Annotated in this window: 15 protein-coding genes and 1 tRNA gene; 5 read left to right on the top strand and 11 right to left on the bottom strand. The window is 74.9% G+C overall.

The window, feature by feature from the left end:
- Positions 1 to 169: 169 nt before the first annotated feature.
- The 6 genes from ACFWP2_RS31585 to ACFWP2_RS31560 form a co-directional block, all read right to left on the bottom strand.
- Complete coding sequence (locus ACFWP2_RS31585) at positions 170 to 1,888, bottom strand: FAD-dependent oxidoreductase (protein ID WP_380457824.1); 1,719 nt, start codon at positions 1,886 to 1,888, stop codon at positions 170 to 172.
- 151 nt (positions 1,889 to 2,039) lie between these two features.
- A complete protein-coding gene (locus ACFWP2_RS31580) occupies positions 2,040 to 2,951 on the bottom strand; it encodes a diiron oxygenase (protein ID WP_380457822.1) in 912 nt (303 codons plus the stop codon).
- Between the two features lie 209 nt (positions 2,952 to 3,160).
- Positions 3,161 to 4,210 (bottom strand): alpha/beta hydrolase, encoded by a 1,050-nt coding sequence (locus ACFWP2_RS31575; RefSeq protein WP_380457820.1) that lies wholly within the window; start codon positions 4,208 to 4,210, stop codon positions 3,161 to 3,163.
- A gap of 144 nt (positions 4,211 to 4,354) precedes the next feature.
- On the bottom strand, positions 4,355 to 5,380 hold the full coding sequence (locus ACFWP2_RS31570) for an RNA ligase family protein (RefSeq protein ID WP_380457818.1): 1,026 nt from the start codon (positions 5,378 to 5,380) through the stop codon (positions 4,355 to 4,357).
- A gap of 87 nt (positions 5,381 to 5,467) precedes the next feature.
- Complete coding sequence (gene aroA / locus ACFWP2_RS31565) at positions 5,468 to 6,715, bottom strand: 3-phosphoshikimate 1-carboxyvinyltransferase (protein ID WP_380457816.1); 1,248 nt, start codon at positions 6,713 to 6,715, stop codon at positions 5,468 to 5,470.
- A 212-nt stretch (positions 6,716 to 6,927) separates the two neighbouring features.
- Positions 6,928 to 7,557, bottom strand: coding sequence for a TetR/AcrR family transcriptional regulator (locus ACFWP2_RS31560; protein ID WP_380457814.1), 630 nt, complete (start codon positions 7,555 to 7,557; stop codon positions 6,928 to 6,930).
- Positions 7,558 to 7,759: 202 nt separating this feature from the next.
- Between ACFWP2_RS31560 and ACFWP2_RS31555 the strand changes: the two genes are divergently transcribed.
- Entirely contained in the window at positions 7,760 to 9,190 is a 1,431-nt protein-coding gene (locus tag ACFWP2_RS31555; protein ID WP_380457812.1) for an amidase, read from the top strand.
- A gap of 122 nt (positions 9,191 to 9,312) precedes the next feature.
- Here the strand turns inward: ACFWP2_RS31555 and ACFWP2_RS31550 are convergent, their stop codons facing one another.
- On the bottom strand, positions 9,313 to 9,975 hold the full coding sequence (locus ACFWP2_RS31550) for a response regulator (protein ID WP_380457828.1): 663 nt from the start codon (positions 9,973 to 9,975) through the stop codon (positions 9,313 to 9,315).
- 107 nt (positions 9,976 to 10,082) lie between these two features.
- Positions 10,083 to 11,318, bottom strand: coding sequence for a sensor histidine kinase (locus ACFWP2_RS31545; RefSeq protein WP_380457810.1), 1,236 nt, complete (start codon positions 11,316 to 11,318; stop codon positions 10,083 to 10,085).
- 247 nt (positions 11,319 to 11,565) lie between these two features.
- On the opposite strand from ACFWP2_RS31545, the gene ACFWP2_RS31540 reads away from it, so the two are divergent.
- From ACFWP2_RS31540 to ACFWP2_RS31525, 4 genes are all read left to right on the top strand, one after another.
- On the top strand, positions 11,566 to 15,141 hold the full coding sequence (locus ACFWP2_RS31540; protein WP_380457808.1) for a HelD family protein: 3,576 nt from the start codon (positions 11,566 to 11,568) through the stop codon (positions 15,139 to 15,141).
- 246 nt (positions 15,142 to 15,387) lie between these two features.
- Positions 15,388 to 15,657: a hypothetical protein gene (locus ACFWP2_RS31535; RefSeq protein WP_380457806.1), complete on the top strand. Its 270-nt coding sequence runs from the start codon at positions 15,388 to 15,390 to the stop codon at positions 15,655 to 15,657.
- 400 nt (positions 15,658 to 16,057) lie between these two features.
- Positions 16,058 to 16,327 (top strand): hypothetical protein, encoded by a 270-nt coding sequence (locus ACFWP2_RS31530; protein ID WP_380457804.1) that lies wholly within the window; start codon positions 16,058 to 16,060, stop codon positions 16,325 to 16,327.
- 180 nt (positions 16,328 to 16,507) lie between these two features.
- On the top strand, positions 16,508 to 17,464 hold the full coding sequence (locus ACFWP2_RS31525) for a hypothetical protein (protein ID WP_380457802.1): 957 nt from the start codon (positions 16,508 to 16,510) through the stop codon (positions 17,462 to 17,464).
- An 11-nt stretch (positions 17,465 to 17,475) separates the two neighbouring features.
- Here the strand turns inward: ACFWP2_RS31525 and ACFWP2_RS31520 are convergent, their stop codons facing one another.
- From ACFWP2_RS31520 to ACFWP2_RS31510, 3 genes are all read right to left on the bottom strand, one after another.
- Complete coding sequence (locus ACFWP2_RS31520; RefSeq protein WP_380457800.1) at positions 17,476 to 18,255, bottom strand: aldo/keto reductase; 780 nt, start codon at positions 18,253 to 18,255, stop codon at positions 17,476 to 17,478.
- A 105-nt stretch (positions 18,256 to 18,360) separates the two neighbouring features.
- A tRNA-Leu gene (locus ACFWP2_RS31515) sits at positions 18,361 to 18,444 on the bottom strand.
- Positions 18,445 to 18,516: 72 nt separating this feature from the next.
- Positions 18,517 to 18,714 (bottom strand): hypothetical protein, encoded by a 198-nt coding sequence (locus ACFWP2_RS31510; protein WP_380457798.1) that lies wholly within the window; start codon positions 18,712 to 18,714, stop codon positions 18,517 to 18,519.
- Positions 18,715 to 18,766: the final 52 nt, after the last annotated feature.

The raw sequence follows: 18,766 nt of genomic DNA, 5'->3' as shown, positions 1-18,766 counted from the left end.
GGCGCGGGCACCCGCCAACCACACCCGGCCGCGCCCACGGACACCCCCGGGGGGGGCGGGGCGGGGGGCGCTGGAAGTCGGCCCACCCGACTTCCTGCGCACGTCCTGCCCTCCCCGCTCCCGCGGCCTCCCCGCTACGCGCCGGCGCCCCGCTCCCGCGGCCTCCCCGCTACCGCCGCCGTCCCGCCGCCAGCAGCTCGGGCACGCTGGCGAGCTTCACCCGGGGCCGCCCCTCGGCCTCGCCCCGCTCGCGTTCCGCGCGCTCCACGGCCCGCAGCTCCCGCAGCCCCACCGCGTCGGGCCGCCGGTGCCGCACCAGCCGTTCGAAGTCCTTGCGCCCCGCCCCGGGGACGGGCAGCGCCCGGGCCGCCGCGTCGTCCAGCAGCGCGTCCACGGTCTCCCGCGCGCAGGCCCGGTTGGCGCCGATCCCGCCGGACGGCCCGCGCTTGGCCCAGCCCACCACGTACGTCCCCGGCAGCGGCCGGCCGGTCTCCGGGTCGACGACCCGCCCGTCCCGGTGCGCGACCGTCCCGGTCCGCTCGTCGAACGGCAGCCCGGGCAGCGGTACGCCCCGGTGCCCGATGGAGCGCACCACCAGCCCGGCCCGGAGCACGTCCCGCTCCCCCGTGCCCTCGACCCGGCCGTCCGCCGCCAGGGTGGTCCGCTCGACGGTCAGGGCCTCGACCCGCCCGTCCCCGGAGAGCTCGACCGGCGCCGACAGGAACCGCAGCACGATCCGCCGCCCCGGCCCGGGCTCCGCGGCCCCGTCGTACGCGACCAGCGGCAGCCCGGCCAGCAGCGCCGCCCGCGAGCCCGTACCAGCCCCCGAGCCCGTAGCAGTCCCCGAATCCGAACCGCCCTCCGAGTCCGAACCGCCCCCCGCCGCCTCGATCGCCGCCCGCACCTCCGGGTGGTCCTCCACCACCACCTCGACGCCCGGCAGCTGCCGCAGCGCCAGGAACTCGGCCCTGGTCCACGCCGCCTGCTCCGGCCCGCGCCGGGCGAGCAGCACGACCTCCCGGACCCGGCTGCGGCGCAGCGCGGCCAGGGCGTGGTCGGCGATGTCGGTGGTGGCGAGCCGGTCGGGGTCGGTGAGCAGGACGCGGGCGATGTCCACCGCGACGTTGCCGTTGCCGACCACCACCACCCGCTCGGCCGCCGTCAGCTCCACCGCGTCGGCGGGCACGGTCGGTTCGGCGTTGTACCAGCGGACGAAGGCGGTCGCGGGCAGGCTGCCGGGCAGGTCCTCGCCGGGGACGTCGAGCCGGCGGTCGGCGGCCGCACCGACCGCGTACACCACCGCGTGGTGGTGCGCGGCGAGCTCCTGGTGGGTGACGTCCGTGCCGATCTCCACGTTGAGGTGCATCCGCAGCCGGGGGTCGCGGAAGACGCTCGCGAAGCTCTCCGCGATCCGCTTGGTGGACTGGTGGTCGGGCGCGACGCCGTAGCGCAGCAGCCCGCCGGTGACGGGCAGCCGGTCGATCATGGTGATCTCGGCGCTGGTGCTGCGCAGCAGCTCCTGCGCGGTGTACCCGGCGGACGGGCCGGTGCCGACGACGGCGATCCGCAGCGCGCCGAGCTCGTCCGGCAGGCTGCGCGGGAAGGTGGGCGCGCCCCAGGCGTGGTCGCTGGGGTGGTCGCGGAACCAGTCGCGGTTGAGGTCGCCGAACACGGTGTCGGGCCCGCGCAGCCGGTCGACCGGGAACACCGCGTCGACGGGGCAGGCGTCCGCGCAGGCGCCGCAGTCGATGCACGCCTGCGGGTCGATGTACAGCATGTCGGTGGTGCCGAACTCGGGCTCGTCCGGGGTCGGGTGGATGCAGTTGACCGGGCAGACGGACACGCACGAGGCGTCGTTGCAGCAGGTCTGGGTGATCGCGTAGGCCATGGCCGGGCTGGGGTCCTCGCTGCGCGTGGGGGATGGGGAGGGCGTCACGGACGGGCGTCACGGACAGGCGTCACGGACCGACGTCACGGACAGGCGTCACGGACGGACGTCACGGACAGGCGTCACGGACCGACGTCGTCGCGGCGGCCCGTCAGAGCATGTGGATCCGGCGGTAGACGGCGGCCGAGCGGCTGGTGAGCAGCCCGGTCTCGGCGAGGAAGGCCATCAGGTGCCGGGAGCTGGTGCGCATCATCGCCTTGCGGTGCTCGCTGGCCCGCACCTCGGCGAGCGCCCGCTGCACGTCGAGCCCGGCGGCCTTGTAGACGCCGGGGTGCACCATGCTGGTGACGATGACGTACGCGCCCACGGCGATGCCGGTGGCGGAGGCGCGCCGGCGGGCGGGGCTCGCGTGGCGCATCCGCTCGCGGATCTCCTGCCGGGCGAACTTCATGTGCCGGGACTCCTCGACCACGTGGATCCGGGAGGTGCCGCGGACGATCTCCAGGACGTTCTCGCCGCGCATCCAGTCGCGCTGCATGACGTCGAGCACCTCTTCGGCCACCAGGATGCCGCCGTAGGCGAGTTCGCCCTTGGCGAGCGCCTTGAAGGCGCGGCCGGCCTGGGCGATCAGCTTGTGCGGGCGGTAGGCGGGGACGCCCATCTTGGCGCAGGCCCGGGCGAACATGATCGAGTGGCGGCACTCGTCGGCGATCTCGGTGAGCGCGAACTGGAACTCGGCGCTGGCGGGGTTCTTGAGGTACTGGTCGCGCAGCACCATCTGCTGGAGGATCATCTCGAACCAGATGCCGGTGTTCATGATCGAGCAGACCTCGTGCCGGGTGAGCGTGACCCGCTGGTGCTCGGTCATCTCGTTCCACAGCCGGGTGCCGTAGAGGGTGCTCCACTCCGGGTTGAGGCCGAAGTGGTCCTCCGGGAGGGGGGCGTCCCAGTCGATCTCGGTCGAGGGGTCGTAGGAGAGGGTGGCGGCCGACTCCAGCAGCCGCTTCGAGACGTCGTCGTCGGCCTTGGTGTGGCCGTGCCCCGTCTGCCAGGTGAGAGCCATGGCTGCCTCCAGGTGCCTGTGTCCGCGGGCTCCCGCTCACCCGCTTATTAGACGGACAGTACAATAAGAGCCGTTCGCCGAGAACCCCTTGCGCGTCAACTACCCGGCGTGCGGAGGTACGGCACGCGCCCCCCTTGACATCCCCGCGGCACACCGAAGGGCGGGACCCCTCCCACGGGGCCCCGCCCTTCGGGTACGAATCCGGTCCGCTATCCGCCGATCGCCTGCCGCAGCGCCTCCGCCGCCTCGGCCGTCGCCTCCCGGAAGCGGTGGCCGACGCCGAGGTAGTTGACGTACCCGTGGATTAGGTCCGGCTGCCGGCTCAGCCGCACCGCGACCCCGGCCTCCTCCAGCGCCCGCGCGTACGCCTCGCCCTCGTCGCGCAGCGGGTCGAAGCCCGCGGTGCCGATGTACGCGGGCGGCAGGCCGGTGAGGTCCTCGGCGAGCAGCGGCGACAGCCGCGGGTCGGTGCGGTCGGCGGGCGCGGGCGCGTAGTGGTCGGCGAACCAGTCCATCTCCTCGTCGGTCAGGAGGAACCCGTCGGCGAAGAGCCCGCGCGAGGGCCGCCTGACCGAGGCGTCGGTCGCCGGGTAGAGCAGCAGCTGGAACGCCGGCGCGGGCCCGCCCCGCCGGACGGCCTGCTGGGCGGTGACGGCCGCCAGGTTGCCGCCCGCGCTGTCCCCGCCGACCGCGATCCGCTCCGGGTCCGCGCCGAGGTCGGCCGCCTTGGCGTACGCGTGGTCGAACGCGGCCAGCGCGTCCTCGGCCGCCGCCGGGAACACGTGCTCGGGCGCCAGCCGGTACTCCACCGACAGCACCCGCACCCCCGCCCGCCGGGCGAGGAAGCGGGCGACGTGGTCGTGGCTGGCTCGGCTGCCGACCACCCAGCCCCCGCCGTGCAGGAAGACCAGCAGGCCGGAACCCGCCGCCAGCCCGTCCGGGGTGTACAGTGTGGCGGCCAACTCGCCGTGCTCCTGCGGGATTCCGACGCTCCGCGCGGCCACCGCGTGGTCGTGCGGCCCGCCCACCAGGTGCCGCGCGTGCTCCATCCCGGCCCGGGACGGCCCGACCCCGCCCGGGAGCACCAGGGCCGTCCCGGACAACCGCTGGAGCTTGAGGATCAACTGCGCGTCCAGCGCGAGCGTCTGCCCGTCGCGCACCACCGGCTTGCCCGCGATGGCCCGCCGCAGGCCCTCCGGAAGGGCGTACGCGGCGCGGACGACGGCGGCCTGGATTCGAACGGGGGGTGGGATCGTCATCTCTTCTGCCTCCTGGGGACGGCCCCGGAACGGTGTCGGGGCGGTACTGCCGGGACCGGGAGCCCATGATGGGCCCCTCCCCCGGCGCACGGAAGCCTCCCGGACACGAACCGAAGCCGCCCTCGGCCCCGCCCGGCTGCCCGCTCAGGCGCCCCGCCGGTCCTCGGCGTCGAAGGACGCCAGGGCCCGCGCCCCGGGTTCCAGGGCCCGGCGCAGGGCGGCCATCGCGGCGGGCTCCAACCCGCCCACGGCTTCGGCGAGTTCCTCGGCCACGTCCGCCGTGATCTCGGCCGCCACCGCCTCCGGCGGGGTGCGGGGGCCCAGTTTGCTGACGGCGGCCGCGGCCCGGGTGGGGGTGAGCAGGGCGGAGGCCTGGACGAGGAGCCAGGCCGGGACGCCGGCCGCGCCCTGGGGCGGCGGGAGGTACGGGCGGGCGCCGTCGTAGCGGTCGTCCTCGGCGAAGGCCCGCTGCTTGACCTTCACCAGCGGACGGGCCGGGCCGGACTCGTGCCACTCGCCGGCGGGTTTGAGGACGTACCCCTCGGCGAGGTTGTCCGGCAGGTCGGGCAGGCCGAACAGCGCGGGCACCCGGGTGGGGTAGCGCACCGGCAGGTCGTGCAGCGTGTTGAGGGGGCCGTGCCCGAGCAGGGGCACGCAGGTGAGCCCGGCGGCCCGCGCGGCCGCGCGCAGGGTGCGGTCGGCGATCCACCGGCGGCCTTCGGGCGTCTCGACGGTGGCGTCGAACGGCAGCCAGCGCAGGCCGGGGGCGTACCAGACGCCGGTCTGGACCGGGTCGACCCCGGGGTCGGCGGGCACCTCGGGGTGCGGGTAGCGGCCGCCGGCCAGTTCACCGTAGATGGTCACCACCGCGGCGGGGCCCAGGGGTTCGCGCACCGCGGCGGCGAACCGGGCCGCCGCGACGGACAGTCCGGGCCAGATCCGGCTCACCCCGAAGAAGCCGTCCAGCCCCTCGTCGTCCAGGAGTTCACGCCGCTTCGCGGCCCGCACCGGGCCGCCCTCGCAGACCACCGCGAAGTGCGCGCCGTGCACCTTCTCGGCCGCCGTCCACTCCCGGCTGCCGGGCCCGCCTGAGCGGCCGCGCGCGGGGATCTTCGGATAGGGCCGCAGCTCGGGCCCGTCGGACCCCGTCTCGAACACCGTCTCGGACACGAACGGAATCCTCGCCGCCGGGCCCGCCGCCTGGCAACAGGGATTCGGGGGGCCGGCGACCGGCCTCGCCAGCGGGCGCGGGGGCCGTCAGAGCCCCCAGCCCGCCCGCAGCCGCGCGAAGGCCTCGTGGAACCCCGGGAAGGTCTTCCGCACGCAGTCCGGGTCGTCGAAGGTGATGCCCGGCGTGCGCAGCGAGGTGACGGCGAAGGACATCACGATCCGGTGGTCGGAGTGGGTGGTGATCCGGGCCGGGCGCGGGGTGCCGGGCCGGATCTCGATCCAGTCGTCCCCGGTGGCCACGGTGACGCCCATCGCGCGCAGGTTGTCGGCGCAGGCCTGGAGCCGGTCGCACTCCTTGACCCGGGTGTTGTGGACGTCCTCGATCCGCACCGGGCCGGTGGCGAACGGGGCGATGGCCGCGAGCGTGGGCATGGTGTCGGAGATGTCCCGCATGTTGACGGTGATCCCGCCGAGCGGGCCGTCGCCGGTCACGGTGGTGCGGTCGTCGCCGACGTCCACCCGGGCGCCCATCCGCCGCAGCACGTCCACGAACCGCAGGTCGCCCTGGAGCGCGTCCCGGCCGAGGCCGGGGACGGTGACCGCGCGGCCGGCCAGGGCGGCCGCGGCGAAGAAGTAGCTCGCGGTGGAGGCGTCCGGCTCGATCGGGTGGTCGGCGGCCCGGTAGCCGCCGGCGGGCACCTCGAACACCTCGCCCGCCGGGGTCGTCTCCCGCTCCACCTCGACTCCGAAGGCGCGCATCATCGCCAGGGTGATGCCGATGTACGGGGCGGAGACCAGCCGGGTGACGGTGATCCGCAGGCCGTCCCGGGTGAGCGGGCCGAGCAGCAGCAGCGCCGTCAGGTACTGCGAGGACTGCCCGGCGTCCAGGGTGAGTTCACCGCCGCGGACGCCGTCGGCGACGACCGTCAGCGGGTGGTGCCCCTCGGCCTCCTCGTGCCGCAGGTCCACGCCCAGCTCGCGCAGCGCCCGGGTGAGCGGGGCGAGCGGACGGCGGCGCATCTGGGCGGAGGCGTCGAAGCGGTAGGTGCCGTGGCCGGCGGCGACGAGGGTGGGCAGGAAGCGCGCGGTGGTGGCGCCGTCCCGGCAGTACACCTCGGCGTCCGGCACGGCGGGACCGGACGGGCGGCCCTCCACCTGCCACGCCTGCGCCGCCCGTCCGATCCGGTACCCGAGGGCCTCCAGCCCCTGCGCGAAGCCCTCGGTGTCGTCCGAGGACAGCGGGCGGCGCAGGGTGGTCACGCCCTCGGCGGCGGCGGCCAGGAACAGGGCCCGGGCGGTGATGGACTTGGAACCCGGGATCTCCACAGCAGTCACGGCAGGCTCTCCCAACACGAGTGTCCGACAGGTGTCTCCGGCGACGTCGGGCCCGATCCTGCCCCACCCGGCCGCCGCCTTCGCCGACCATCCACGGACTGGACGGTGACGGAACGGACCGCACGGTGACGCGGGCGACAACAGCGGGTAAGGCTCAGCGGGCGGCCCGGTGGGACGGCGGCATCGGGGCGGATGCACGGCCCCGCGGCCGGTCAGCAGCGCGCCCAGAGGCCGGCCAGGTGCGCGTGCAGGACCTCCTCCGCCTCCGCGACCGTCCGGTGCCCGACCAGGACGTGCGTGGTGAGCCCGTCGGCGAGGGCGAGCAGCGTACGGGCCTCGGTGCGCGCCACCACGGCCCCGCCCGCGGCCTCCCCGCCGATCACCGATCCGCCGACGACCTCCCCGCCGGCGGCCTCCGCGACCAGCCGCACCATCAGCTCCTCCAGCGCCGCGTAGCTGCTCCGCAGGGTCTCCGCCAGCGCCGGGTTGACGGCGGCCCCGGCGACGAAGGCGAGCCAGATCCTGGCCTCGGCCCGGTGCTCCTCGCGCAGCAGCGCCACCTCGCCCGCCACCAGGCCGAGTTCGACGGCCGCCGACTGCGCCGGGCCGGCCACGAGCCGGCTCCGCACCCGCTCGGCGACCCGCTCGCCGACGTCCGCGAGGGCGAACAGGAGCATCTCCTCCTTGGTGCGGAAGCAGCGCTGGACGGCCCCCATGGAGACCTCCGCCCGGGTGGCGACGTCCCGCAGGGTGACGCCCTCCAGCCCGTGCTCGTCCACCAGCAGGCAGACGGCCTCGGCGATCCGCCGGCGCCGGCCCTCGTGGTCCACCTGCTTGGGCATCCCGGTCTCCCTCCGCGCTTCCTTCGGGTCCTTCGGGTCCTTCGGGTCCTTCGGGTCCTTCGGGTCCTTCGGGTCCCTCGGTTCCTTCGGCTCCCCTGGTCCCCGATTTATTCGATGCAAGCGTATCGGTTCCCGGGCTAGGGTGATCCCGTTCCGATGCGACCGCATCGGAACCAGGCCGAGGAGAGCCCAGGAGCCCGCCATGACCCTGTGGAGCAAGCCCGCCACCGAACTCGCCGCCGCCGTGCGCAAGGGCGAGGTGTCGGCCCTGGACGTGGTGGACAGCCACCTGGACCGGATCGCCGAGGTCAACCCGCACCTGAACGCCGTCACCCAGCTCCTCGCCGACGGTGCCCGCGCCGCCGCCCGGGACACCGACCGCCGCCGGGCCGCGGGTGAGGAGCTCGGCCCGCTCGCGGGCGTGCCGTTCACCGTGAAGGAGAGCACCCCGATCGCCGGGGTCCCGAACACCTTCGGCACCCCGCGCTTCCGCGACCACGTGGCCGCCGCCGACGCCGTCCCGGTGGCCCGGCTGCGCGCGGCCGGGGCGATCCCGATCGGCCACAGCAACCTGCCGACGCTGGTCCTCGCCGGGATGCACACCCGCAGCGAGCTGTACGGCGACACCCGCAACCCGTGGGACGCGCGCCGCACCCCCGGCGGCACCAGCGGCGGGGACGGCGTGGCCGTCGCCGCCGGCATGGCGCCGCTCGGGCTCGGCAACGACTCCGGCGGCTCGGTCCGCATCCCCGCCTCCTTCTGCGGGGTCGCCGCCCTGAAGCCGACCACCGGCCGGTTCCCCGCCGACCAGCGCCTGATCGGCCCGGACGACCCCGGCCCGGCCTCCCTGGTCCTGGTCACCGACGGCCCGTTGGCCCGTACCGTCGCCGACCTGCGGCTCGCCTACGAGACGCTGGCGGGCACCGACCCGCGCGACCCGCGCGCCGTGCCCGTCCCGCTGTACGGGGAGCCGCTCGGCGCCCCGGTCAGGGTCGCCGTCGTCGCCGACCCGGGCGGCCACGGTGGTCACGGCGGCCGGGGCGTCCATCCCACCGTCCGCCGCGCCGTCGAGACCGCCGCCGACGCGCTGCGCGATGCCGGGTACGACGTCCGGGAGGTCCCCGACGTCCCGCGGATGGAGGAGGCGCTCGACGCCTACCACCGCCTCGCCGTCACCGAGTTCGCGCCGAGCTGGCCCGTCGTCCGGCAGCTGCTCGGCGCGGGCGGCGAGCGCTACATCGACCTGACGATGCGCAGCGCCCCGCCCGCGGACGCCGCCGGCCTGATCCGGCTGATGAGCACCTGGGCGGGCATCCGCCGCTCCTGGACGGAGTTCCTGCACGAGTACCCGCTGGTGCTGGGCCCGGTGTTCACCGAGCCGCCGGTCGAGCCCGGGCTGGAGTCCCGTGACCAGGCGGGCCGCGACCGGGTCGCCTCGGCCATGCGGCTCTGCTCGGTGACCAGCTTCGTCGGCGTCCCGGCCGTCGCCGTCCCCACCGGCCTCGCCGCGGACGGCCTGCCGACCGGCGTCCAGCTCATCGGCCGCGCCTTCCGGGAGGACCTGTGCCTGGCCGCCGCCCAGGCCGTCGAGGACCGCCTCGGCACCCTCACCCCGGTCGACCCCCGGCCGTAGCGGCCCCGGCCTGGCGGTTCCCGCCTGACGGGAACCGCCAGGCAGGCCCCCAGGCAGGAACCCCCAGGCAGGCCCCCCGGTGGCAAAGGCCGCCCCCAGCCGCCTCCCCGCCCACGCCCCGTCTACGCCCCCGGCAGCCCCGGCACCACCAGCCCGCTCTCGTACGCGATGACCACCGCATGCGTCCGGTTCTGCGCGCCGAGCTTGCTCAGCACGTTCCCCACGTGCGTCTTGACCGTCTCCTGGCTGACCGCGAGCGTCTGCGCGATCTCCGGGTTGGACAGCCCGGTCGCCATCAGCCGCAGCACCCCTTCCTCCCGCCCGGTCAGCGCGGCCCGGGGCAGTGCCTCGGCCGAGTCGAGCGGCCGGGCCGCGACCATCCGGCGCAGCGCGGCGGGGAACAGCACGGCCTCCCCGGCCGCCACCACCCGGACGGCCTCGGCGATCTGCGGGATGGGCCGCCGCTTGAGCACGAAGCCGCTGGCGCCGGCGCTGAGCGCGGCGGTGACGTAGCCGTCGTTCTCGAAGGTGGTGATCACCACGACCTTGGGCGGGTCGGCGTGCTCCCCGGGCGGCCCGTCCTCCCTCAGGAGTTCGCGGGTGGCCTCGATGCCGTTGCGGCGCGGCATCCGTACGTCCATCAGCACCACGTCCGGCCGCAGCAGCCGGGCCTGCTCGACCGCCTCGACGCCGTCGGCGGCCCGCCCGACGACGGTGATGCCGGGCTGGGCGCCGAGCAGGGTGCCCAGACCGCTGCGGGTGACGGGGTCGTCGTCGGCGATCAGGAGGGCGACGTCGGCCGTGCGCGGGGCGAGGTCCCCGCCGCTCCCGTCGGCGCCCGACGCTCCCCGCTCGTCCCCGCCGCTCACGCCGCTCACGCCGCTCACGCCGCTCACGCCGACCACCGCATCGGCAGCCGGACGGCCAGTCGCCACTGCCGCTCGCCGTACGGCCCGGCCTCGAACTCGCCGTGCAGCAGCCGCACCCGCTCGGCCAGTCCGGGCAGGCCGTGCCCGGAGGTCGGGAAGCCGCTCGCCCCCGGCCCGCCCTGGCCGCTTCCCTCACCGCCGCCCACCGCGTTGACCACGCTCAGCTCCAGTTCCTCCGGCCCCGCCGCCACCCGCAGCTCGATCGGCCCGCCCGCGCCGTGCCGCAGCGCGTTCGTCAGCCCCTCCTGGACGATCCGGTACGCGGCCCGGGAGAGCGTGCCTTGGACGAGCGCCAGGTCCCCCGTGGTCCGCGGCACCACGACCGCGCCCGCGTGGCGCAGCCGGTCGAGCAGTTCGGGCAGGTCGGTAAGGGTGCGGGTGGGCGCGGTGCCGGACTGCTCGTCGCGCAGCACGCCCAGCACGTAGTCGAGGTCCTCGAGCGCGGCCCGGGTGGACTCCTCGATGCTGCGCATGGCGGCCCGCGCCGCCACCGGGTCGTCGGCGAGGACCTCGCCCGCGACGGCCGCCTGGATGGTGGCGGCGGTCAGGGTGTGTCCGATGGAGTCGTGCAACTCGTGGGCCAGCCGGTTGCGTTCGGCCAGCAGCCGCTCGCGCTCGGCGGCCATCGCGAGCTGTTCGGCGGGCGAGGGCCCGAGCAGTCGCGGTGCCAGTCGGCGCAGCGCCGTCGACACTCCCGCGAACAGCAGCGCCGCGAGGAGCAGGCTGAGCGCCCCGACGACCCAGGCCCAGACGCCCGTCACCTCGGTGCCCCAGCCGAAGAGGCTCACCCGGGCCTCGGCGTCCGCCCACTGCGCCGGTAGCGTGAGGCCCATCACGACGAGCGTGCTGCCGGCGATCAGCACCGTCCACCCCAGCGCCACGTGCACCACCACGAACACCGGCGTCCGCCACCGGTCCCCTGCCGCGGCGCCCTTCACCGGGGCGGGCACCGCGACGCCCAGCAACCGCCGCGCCGCCGCCGCCAGCACCCGGCGCACCACCCGGGGCAGCCCGGCCAGTCCGAGCAGCACGACCCACACCGGCAGCCCCACCCAGGCGGCTTCCGGCCGGCCGTCCACGCCCAGTGTCAGCGCGAGCGCGAGCATCGCCACCGGCAGCCCCGCCAGGGCCCCGGCCACCGCGAACAGCACACCCGTATACGTCGACCGGCGCAGCAGCGGCCGCAGTTTCTTGATCATGTCCGTCAGTATCACCGGCCGTCGCGGCCCGGCCCTCCCCCGATCGAGGGAGGACGGCGCGACCGGGGCTCCGGCCTCCGCGCTCCGCCCGGGAGGGGCCCCTCCCGACCCGGCCGGCTCCCCGAACCCCTCGTCGGGGAACGCCAGTTCTGGCTGTCCGTCACCGTCCGTTCTCTGATAAGTCTTTCTGCGCGCGCACGGACGCGGGTCCGGGGCGGTGCCCCGCGGCACCGCAGGGAGGAAGCACATGGGCACGACCACTCGGGACCAGGTCCTGGCTGTCGAACAGGACGCGGTGGACCACGCGTACCGCTGCTACGCCGCACGGCTCGGTGAGCTGAGCGGAACGTCGACGGCCGAGGCGTCGGCGAGTGGCAAGGACGGGATCGCCAACCGGGTGGCGGCGGAGGCCCGGGCCGCGGCGTACGGCGGGCTCAACGACGAGGCCCTGGTCTTCGCCCGGGTCGACGCCCCGGAGGACGCCGGCGGGGACCTCCGCCCGTGGTACATCGGGCGCCGGCTCGTTCAGGACGACAAGTACGAGCCGGTGGTCGTGCGCTGGACGAGTCCGCTGGCGAAGCGCTGGCTGGAGGCCCTTCCCGAGGATCCGGGTGACGTCACTCTGCGGCGCCAGTTGCGTTGCGTGCGGGACGTCGTCGAGGACTACTTCGACGACATCGCCTCACCGGCCGGGCCGTTGACCACGCCGCCGGCCTCCCGCGCGACCCCCGACGCGACCCCCGCGGAGACCCCCGCGGAGACCCCCGAGCCCGCTCGCCCCCGACCTCGACCGACCCCCCGTCCGACGCCCCACCCGATCCCCCGGCAGGCCACCGAGCGCCCCGACGACATCGAGCACCTCGACCACCGCGAGCACCGCGACCACCGCCCGGCGCCGAAGGAGCCGGACGACTTCCTGCTGCGCGAGCTCCAGCGCTCCCGCAACGGCCGGATGCGGGACATCGTCGAGACCATCCGGCGCGACCAGATGGCCCTGGTCACCGGCGCCCCCTCGGACATCCTGGTCGTGCAGGGCGGCCCCGGCACGGGCAAGTCCGCCGTCGGCCTCCACCGGGTGACGTGGCTGGTCGACAACGGTCACTTCAAGGCCCAGGACATCCTCGTCATCGGCCCCCACCAGCGGTTCCTCGACTACGTCGGCCAGGTCCTGCCCACCCTCGGGACCAGGGACGTCAACGCCGTCCAGCTGACCCGCCTGTGGGAGGGCGAGGTGCTCGGCACGGACTCCCCGCAGGCCCGGCTGGTGAAGTCGGACGAACGGATGGCGGCCGTCCTGCGGCGGCGCGTCGAGGACGAGTTCCGTCCCGAGGCGCTCGACGACCTCACCGAGGCCCCCTCCTTCGAGGGGGACGAGCCCACGGTCGTCGTGTCCGCGGGCAGCACGACCCTGCGCGTGCCGCGGTCCGAGGTGCTCGCCCTCCTCGCCCGGGCCCACGCCGGCGACGGCCCGTACCGGGAGCGCCGCGACCGCTTCCGGGGCCTGCTCGTGGACCGCCTGCTCAAGGAGCTCGCGGACGTCGCGCCGCGCCGCCGGCAGGCCGACTCGGTCCGCCGCGACCTGGAGCGCAACCGGCGGGTGGAGCGCCTCGTGGACCGCGTCTGGCCGTCGCCGGGCCCCCGGGAGGCCCTGCGCACCCTCTACGACTCGCCCGACCTCCTGAGCGCCTGCGCCGACGGCATCCTCGACGCGGACGAGCAGGCGGCCCTGCTCCGGGCCCGCGCCGCCACCGCCGACGGCGACCTCTGGACCCTCGACGACCGGGTCTGCCTCGAGGAGCTCCGGATGCTCATCAGCGGGGAGACCCCGAGGCGGTACGGGCACATCGTGATCGACGAGGCGCAGGACCTGACGCCCATGCAGGCCCGCACCCTGCGCCGGCGCTGCGCCGTCAACGGCTCGATGACCGTCCTGGGCGACCTCGCCCAGGCGACGGGCCCCCACATCCCGACGACGTGGGAGCAGCTCGGCACGATCCTCTCCGACCACGGCGACTGGAACGTGGCCCGGCTCGACACCAGTTACCGCGTGCCCGCCGAGATCATGGAGTTCGTCGCCCCGCTCGCCCGGGCGATCGCGCCAGCCCTGCCGTACCCGCAGGCCGTCCGCGCGGCGGGCGCGGACGCGGTGCGGACGGTGGCGACCGACCCGTGGCGGCTGCTCGACGACACCGCCGCCCAGGTGGCCCGGCTGGTGGGCACCAGTGACGGGACCACCCCCCGCTCGGTGGCCGTCATCGTCCCCGACGACTCGAACTGGCTCGACGAGATCGACCGCCGGCTCAACGGGGACGGCGGCCAAGGCGAGGCGGCGACCGGCAAGGCGGCGACCGGCGAGCCGGGCGGCGCGGGCAGCGCGGGCCGCACCCCGGTGTCCGTCCTGGCCGCCGCCCAGGCCAAGGGCATGGAGTACGACCACGTCCTGGTCATCGAGCCCGCCACCATCGCCGACCGCGGCCCCGCCGGGCTGCGGCAGCTGTACGTGGCCCTGACCCGCAGCACCCAGAGCCTCACCGTCCTCCACACCGCCCCGCTGCCGGAGGCCCTCACCGCCCCCGCGGACAGCCCTGGAGCGGACGCGCCCGACTCCCTTCCGGAGAAGGCCGGTCCGGAGCGGACGGCGGGCCTCCTCCCCCGGATCGGGGCGGACGTCAGGGTCGAGGTCGTGGGCCGCGCCCCCGGAGGCCGCTACCGCGTCAAGTCCCTCACGCCCGGCCTCGACCGGCCCCTGGTCCTCACCGTCCGGCACGGCTCGGTGCCGCCGCGGCTGGGCGAGAAGCTGGACTGCTGGGTGTTCGCGAACGAGACCAGCCAGACCGTTCTCACCGCCGACCAGCGGGGCCGGTCGGCGGTCTCCGAGCGGATGGCGGGGCGCTACGTCCCGGCGCTGGACGTCCTCGGCGAGCTGGTCGGGCGGGGAGTCGACGTTCCCGACGCCCGCGTCCGCCTCTCCGAGCTGCAGGGCATGGCCAACCGCGTGCTGCGGCGGGACCAGGCCGACTGGGTGGACGTGCTCCACCTCCTCGGCTCCCCCGGCAAGGACGCGCTGGGCGCTCTGCGCGACCTCGCCGCGACGGCCAACCGCGCGCTGAAGGAGGGCACCCTGGACACCGCCCGCCTCCGCGAGGACCTCGCGGCGTCGGGCTGGGAGGAGCCCCTGGCCGAAGCCCGCGAGCAGCTCCGAGCCCGCTTCGCCGCCGCTTCCCCCGCCACCACCGCGGCCGCGCCCACCGCGGCCGCCACCACGGCTTCAGCCGCCACCGCCGAGACGGCGGCCCCGCACCCCGACGACACGTCACCCGCCGCCCCGCGGCAGCCCGAGCAGGAGGACGACACCCCGATGGTCTCCGCGGTCAGCACCCCCGCCGCACCCGCCCCGGCCACGAAGGAGGGCTTCCTGCGCGCGCTGGAGGCGGCCGCCGCGGCCGACCGCGGGTGCAAGAAGCACGAGGCGGTCCGGCTCGCGCTGATGTCGGCCCTGCTCTTCGCCGACCTCCAGCCGACCAGTTCACCGACGGTCGACGTCAGCTGCGTCACCGGGCGCGGCCTGTTCCTCTACGAGACCCTCGGCGCCGGCTGCTCCTCGTACGCGGAGCTCCGCTCGGGCGCGACCCGGCTGCTGGAGATCAACCACACCCTTCCCGAGCCGGCCGCCGGTCTCTACCTGGTGCTCGCCGAGGCGCCCGGCGAGGACTGGTCGGCCGACACCGTCCGCGACGTCTTCGGCGTCCACGTCATCTGGCACCGCCCGGACGGGTGGGGCGGCCGGGACGCGGACGTCGCCCTCGGCCGCCCGGGAGCGTGAGGCCGCCGCCCGGGAGCGTGAGGCCGCCGCCGGGGAACGGCCGGCGCCTGCTCCGCCCGAACGACCTCGCGAGGCGATCACCCGATCGGCCATTTCCGCAGGTCAGGACGGCGCGCCTGGCGGCCCGTCAGGCCTGTTCGGATGGCGGCGTCGATTGCGAGGGGTCCCGGCCCATGGCTGCCTGGTCCCAGCAGGGCCAACCGGCACTGCCGACTGAACACCTCGTACTCCTCGGAGGAAACCACCATGCGTGCTCTCAAGCGTGTCCTGGCCGTCAGCGCCCTCACCGTCCCGCTCGTGATCGGCGCCGCCGGCCTGGCCTCGGCCCAGGAGGGGCTGGACGCGAGCTGGGGCAGCGGCCAATTCATCGCCAACCAGAACGGTGCCGGCGTCGCGGGCAGCGAATCCTCCGTCAGCCCTGACGGTGTCTCGCACGCCGACTTCTGGATCTGGTCCGACGACACCGGCGTCTCCGGTTCGTTCACCGGTTCCGGCGCCACCTGGCAGAACGGCTGACGAACCCCGCACCACCACCGGACGTACGGGGCCCCGGGACAGGGCCGCCGCTGAACCGGATCTCGGAACGACGAAACGGCCGGTCGACCACATGGTCGACCGGCCGTTCCCATGGGCCCGCCCGGAGTGGAACCCGGCCCCCTGGACCCCTGACGTTCGCGCGGCGGACATGGACGGCGAACCGGCCGTCTCCGCGCTGCGCCTGCTCCGCCCGAACGACCTCGTCATATGATCACCCGATCGGCCATTTCCGCAGGTCAGGACGGCGAGCCTGACGGTCCGTTAGGTCTGTTCGGATGGCGGCGTCGATTGCGAGGGGTCGCGGCCCGTGGCTGTCTTGTTCTGGCAGGGCCGACCGGCGCTGCCGACTGATACCTCGTAATCCTCGGAGGAAACCATCATGCGTGCTCTCAAGCGTGTCCTGGCCGTCAGCGCCCTCACCGTCCCGCTCGTGATCGGCTGCGCCGGCCTGGCCTCGGCCACCGAGGGCCTGGACGCGGCCTGGGGCCAGGGCTTCTTCACCGCCAACCAGCACGGCGCCGGCGTCGGGGCCAACGAATCCTCCGTCAGCTCCGACGGCGTCTCACACGCCAACTTCTGGATCTGGTCCGACGACGAGGGCGTGACCGGCTCGTTCACCGGCTCCGGCGCCACCTGGAACAACGGCTGACGAACCCCCACCACCGGCGGCGTGAGGCCCCGGGGCAGGGCCTAGCGATCCGGTTCCCGGAATGACGAAACGGCCGGTCGACCACATGGTCGACCGGCCGTTCCCATGAACACCCATGAGCCCCCGTCGGCATCTGTGGGCACCCCGTGGGCACACCGTGGGCACAGGGAAGGGCATCACATGGCGCGGGAACGCAGGGCCGCGGAGCTGGCGCGGCAGGCGTGGGCGACGAATCGCCCGCTGGCCGGGACGGCCGCGCTGATGGTCGTCATGCTGGCGACCGCCCTGGTCGGCCTGATCGCCGATCCCCGGTCGATCACGGGGCAGCCCGCCTGGGCGAAGCCGGCCCGCTTCGCGCTCTCGATCGGCATCTACACCCTCACCCTGCTGTGGCTGCTCACCTTCGTCCGCGGCCACGACCGCCTCGTCCGGGCCGTCTCCCGGGTGACGGCCGTGTCCCTGACCGTCGAGATGGCCCTGATCGCCGCCGCCGCGGCGTCCGGAACCACCAGCCACTTCAACTTCGGCACCACGACGGCGACGGCGGTGTGGATGACGATGGCCGCCTTCATCGTCGCCACCTGGGCGATGGCCGTGGCGACCGTCGTCCTGCTGCTGCGCCAGCGGGTGCGACCGCCCGTCTTCGCCTGGGGGCTGCGCCTGGGCATGGGGGTGAGCGCACTGGGCATGGCCCTCGCGTTCCTGATGACGACGCCCACCTCCCGGCAGCGCGCGGCCGCCGCGCAGGGCCACGGCCTGCCGATCGTCGGCGCGCACACCGTGGGGCGCGCCGACGGCGGGCCAGGGCTTCCCGTCACCGACTGGAGCCTCCACGCGGGCGATCTGCGGATCCCTCACTTCGCCGGCCTCCACGCCCTCCAGGTGCTGCCGCTGATCGGCTTCCTCCTCGCCACCCGGCCGCGCGGGCTGTCCGAGCGGGACCGCGTCGCGCTGATGTGGATCGCCACACTGGCCTACCTGGGGCTGGTGCTGGTGCTGCTCTGGCAGGCGCTGCGCTCCCAGCCCGTCACCGGCCCCGACGCGGTGACGGTGGCCGCGCTGCTCACCCTCGCGGCGGCCACGGGCACGGCCGTCCTGCTGGTGCTGCGCCGTGCCCGCGGGGCCGAGGGGCGCTGAGGCGCGAGCCCTCAGTGGAGAGTCGCGGCCTTCGCGGAGGCGAAGGCCGCGGCGTTCGCCTCCAGGTGGCCGATCCGTGTGGTCCCGGTCAGGACGACCGCGCGGCGGAAGGCCGTCGTGTGGAAGGCGAAGGGGTTGCCGGTGCCGGCGAGTGTGCCGGAGGCCATCGGCCGGTTGAGCAGGGGCAGGGGCGAACGCTCGGCCTCGCCATAGACGGAGGTGAAGCCGCCGTCGGCGGAGTTCGCCGGGAACTGGACGGTGTCGAAGAGGTCGAGGTCGAGCGCCGTCCGCAGGGCTTCCTCGGAGGAGACGCTGACTCCGACGGCGCCCACCTCGCCGGAGGAGCGCAGGCCCTCGAACCAGGCGAGGAGAGGTGCGTCGTGAAGGTCGTCGACCGTGCACTTGTGGAGCTGGAGGAGATCGATGCGCCCCAGCAGCTCGCGGGACCGTTCGAAGCTCGTCTCCAGGGCGCCGAGCGAGTGGTCCGGCTTGGAGCCCTCCGGGGTCGGCCAGGCCTCGCCGCACTTGGTGGCGATCACCAGCTCGTCGCGCACGCCGGCGGGAAGGTCCGCGAGGTACTCGCCGAGCAGCGTTTCACTGCGGCCGTACGCGGCGGCCGTGTCGAAGAAGCGGATGCCCAGCTCGATCGCCCGGTCCAGCAGGGCCGGGACCTGCTCGGCGGGGCAGACCGGGGAGTCCGGGGCGGGCCACGGCCGGCCGATGCCGATCAGGCCGAGTCCGAGCTCGATTCCTCGGGCCTCGTCGCGCAATTCGAGGATCTTGTCGTGCACGTCCGGTCACTCCCCCAGGTCGGTCATCTCGTTTTCGGAGACGACGTCGGCATCGCTGAATGACAAAACGGCCGGTCGATCCGAAGATCGACCGGCCGTTCGCTGTGCGCGAGGGGGGAGTTGAACCCCCACGCCCTTTCGGGCACTGGAACCTGAATCCAGCGCGTCTGCCTATTCCGCCACCCGCGCATCTGGGTGATGAGGAAAACTATAGACCATCCGGAGGGGTACCTCTGACCACCCCCGGGCGAACGGATCCCCTCAGGCCACGTTCCGCTGGCGTTCGGCACGGACGAACGCCAGGAACTCGTCAAGCTCTTCGTCCGACTCGAAGGTGTCGGCCTCGAGTTCGTCAAGGGAGCGGATCGGCTGCGTGTTCTTGGCGGCCAGTAGCTCCTCCACCGTGACCCGGGGGCGCACGGGCGGATAGATGGGGCGTTCAACTTCCGAGGCGGTCATGGGTAGCCTCCCGCAAGTGATCAACTACGGCTTACAGGAACCATGATAGGGC

Source organism: Kitasatospora sp. NPDC058444, from assembly GCF_042721415.1.
Lineage (GTDB): Bacteria > Actinomycetota > Actinomycetes > Streptomycetales > Streptomycetaceae > Kitasatospora.
This window is presented reverse-complemented; position numbering and strand designations above follow the sequence as displayed.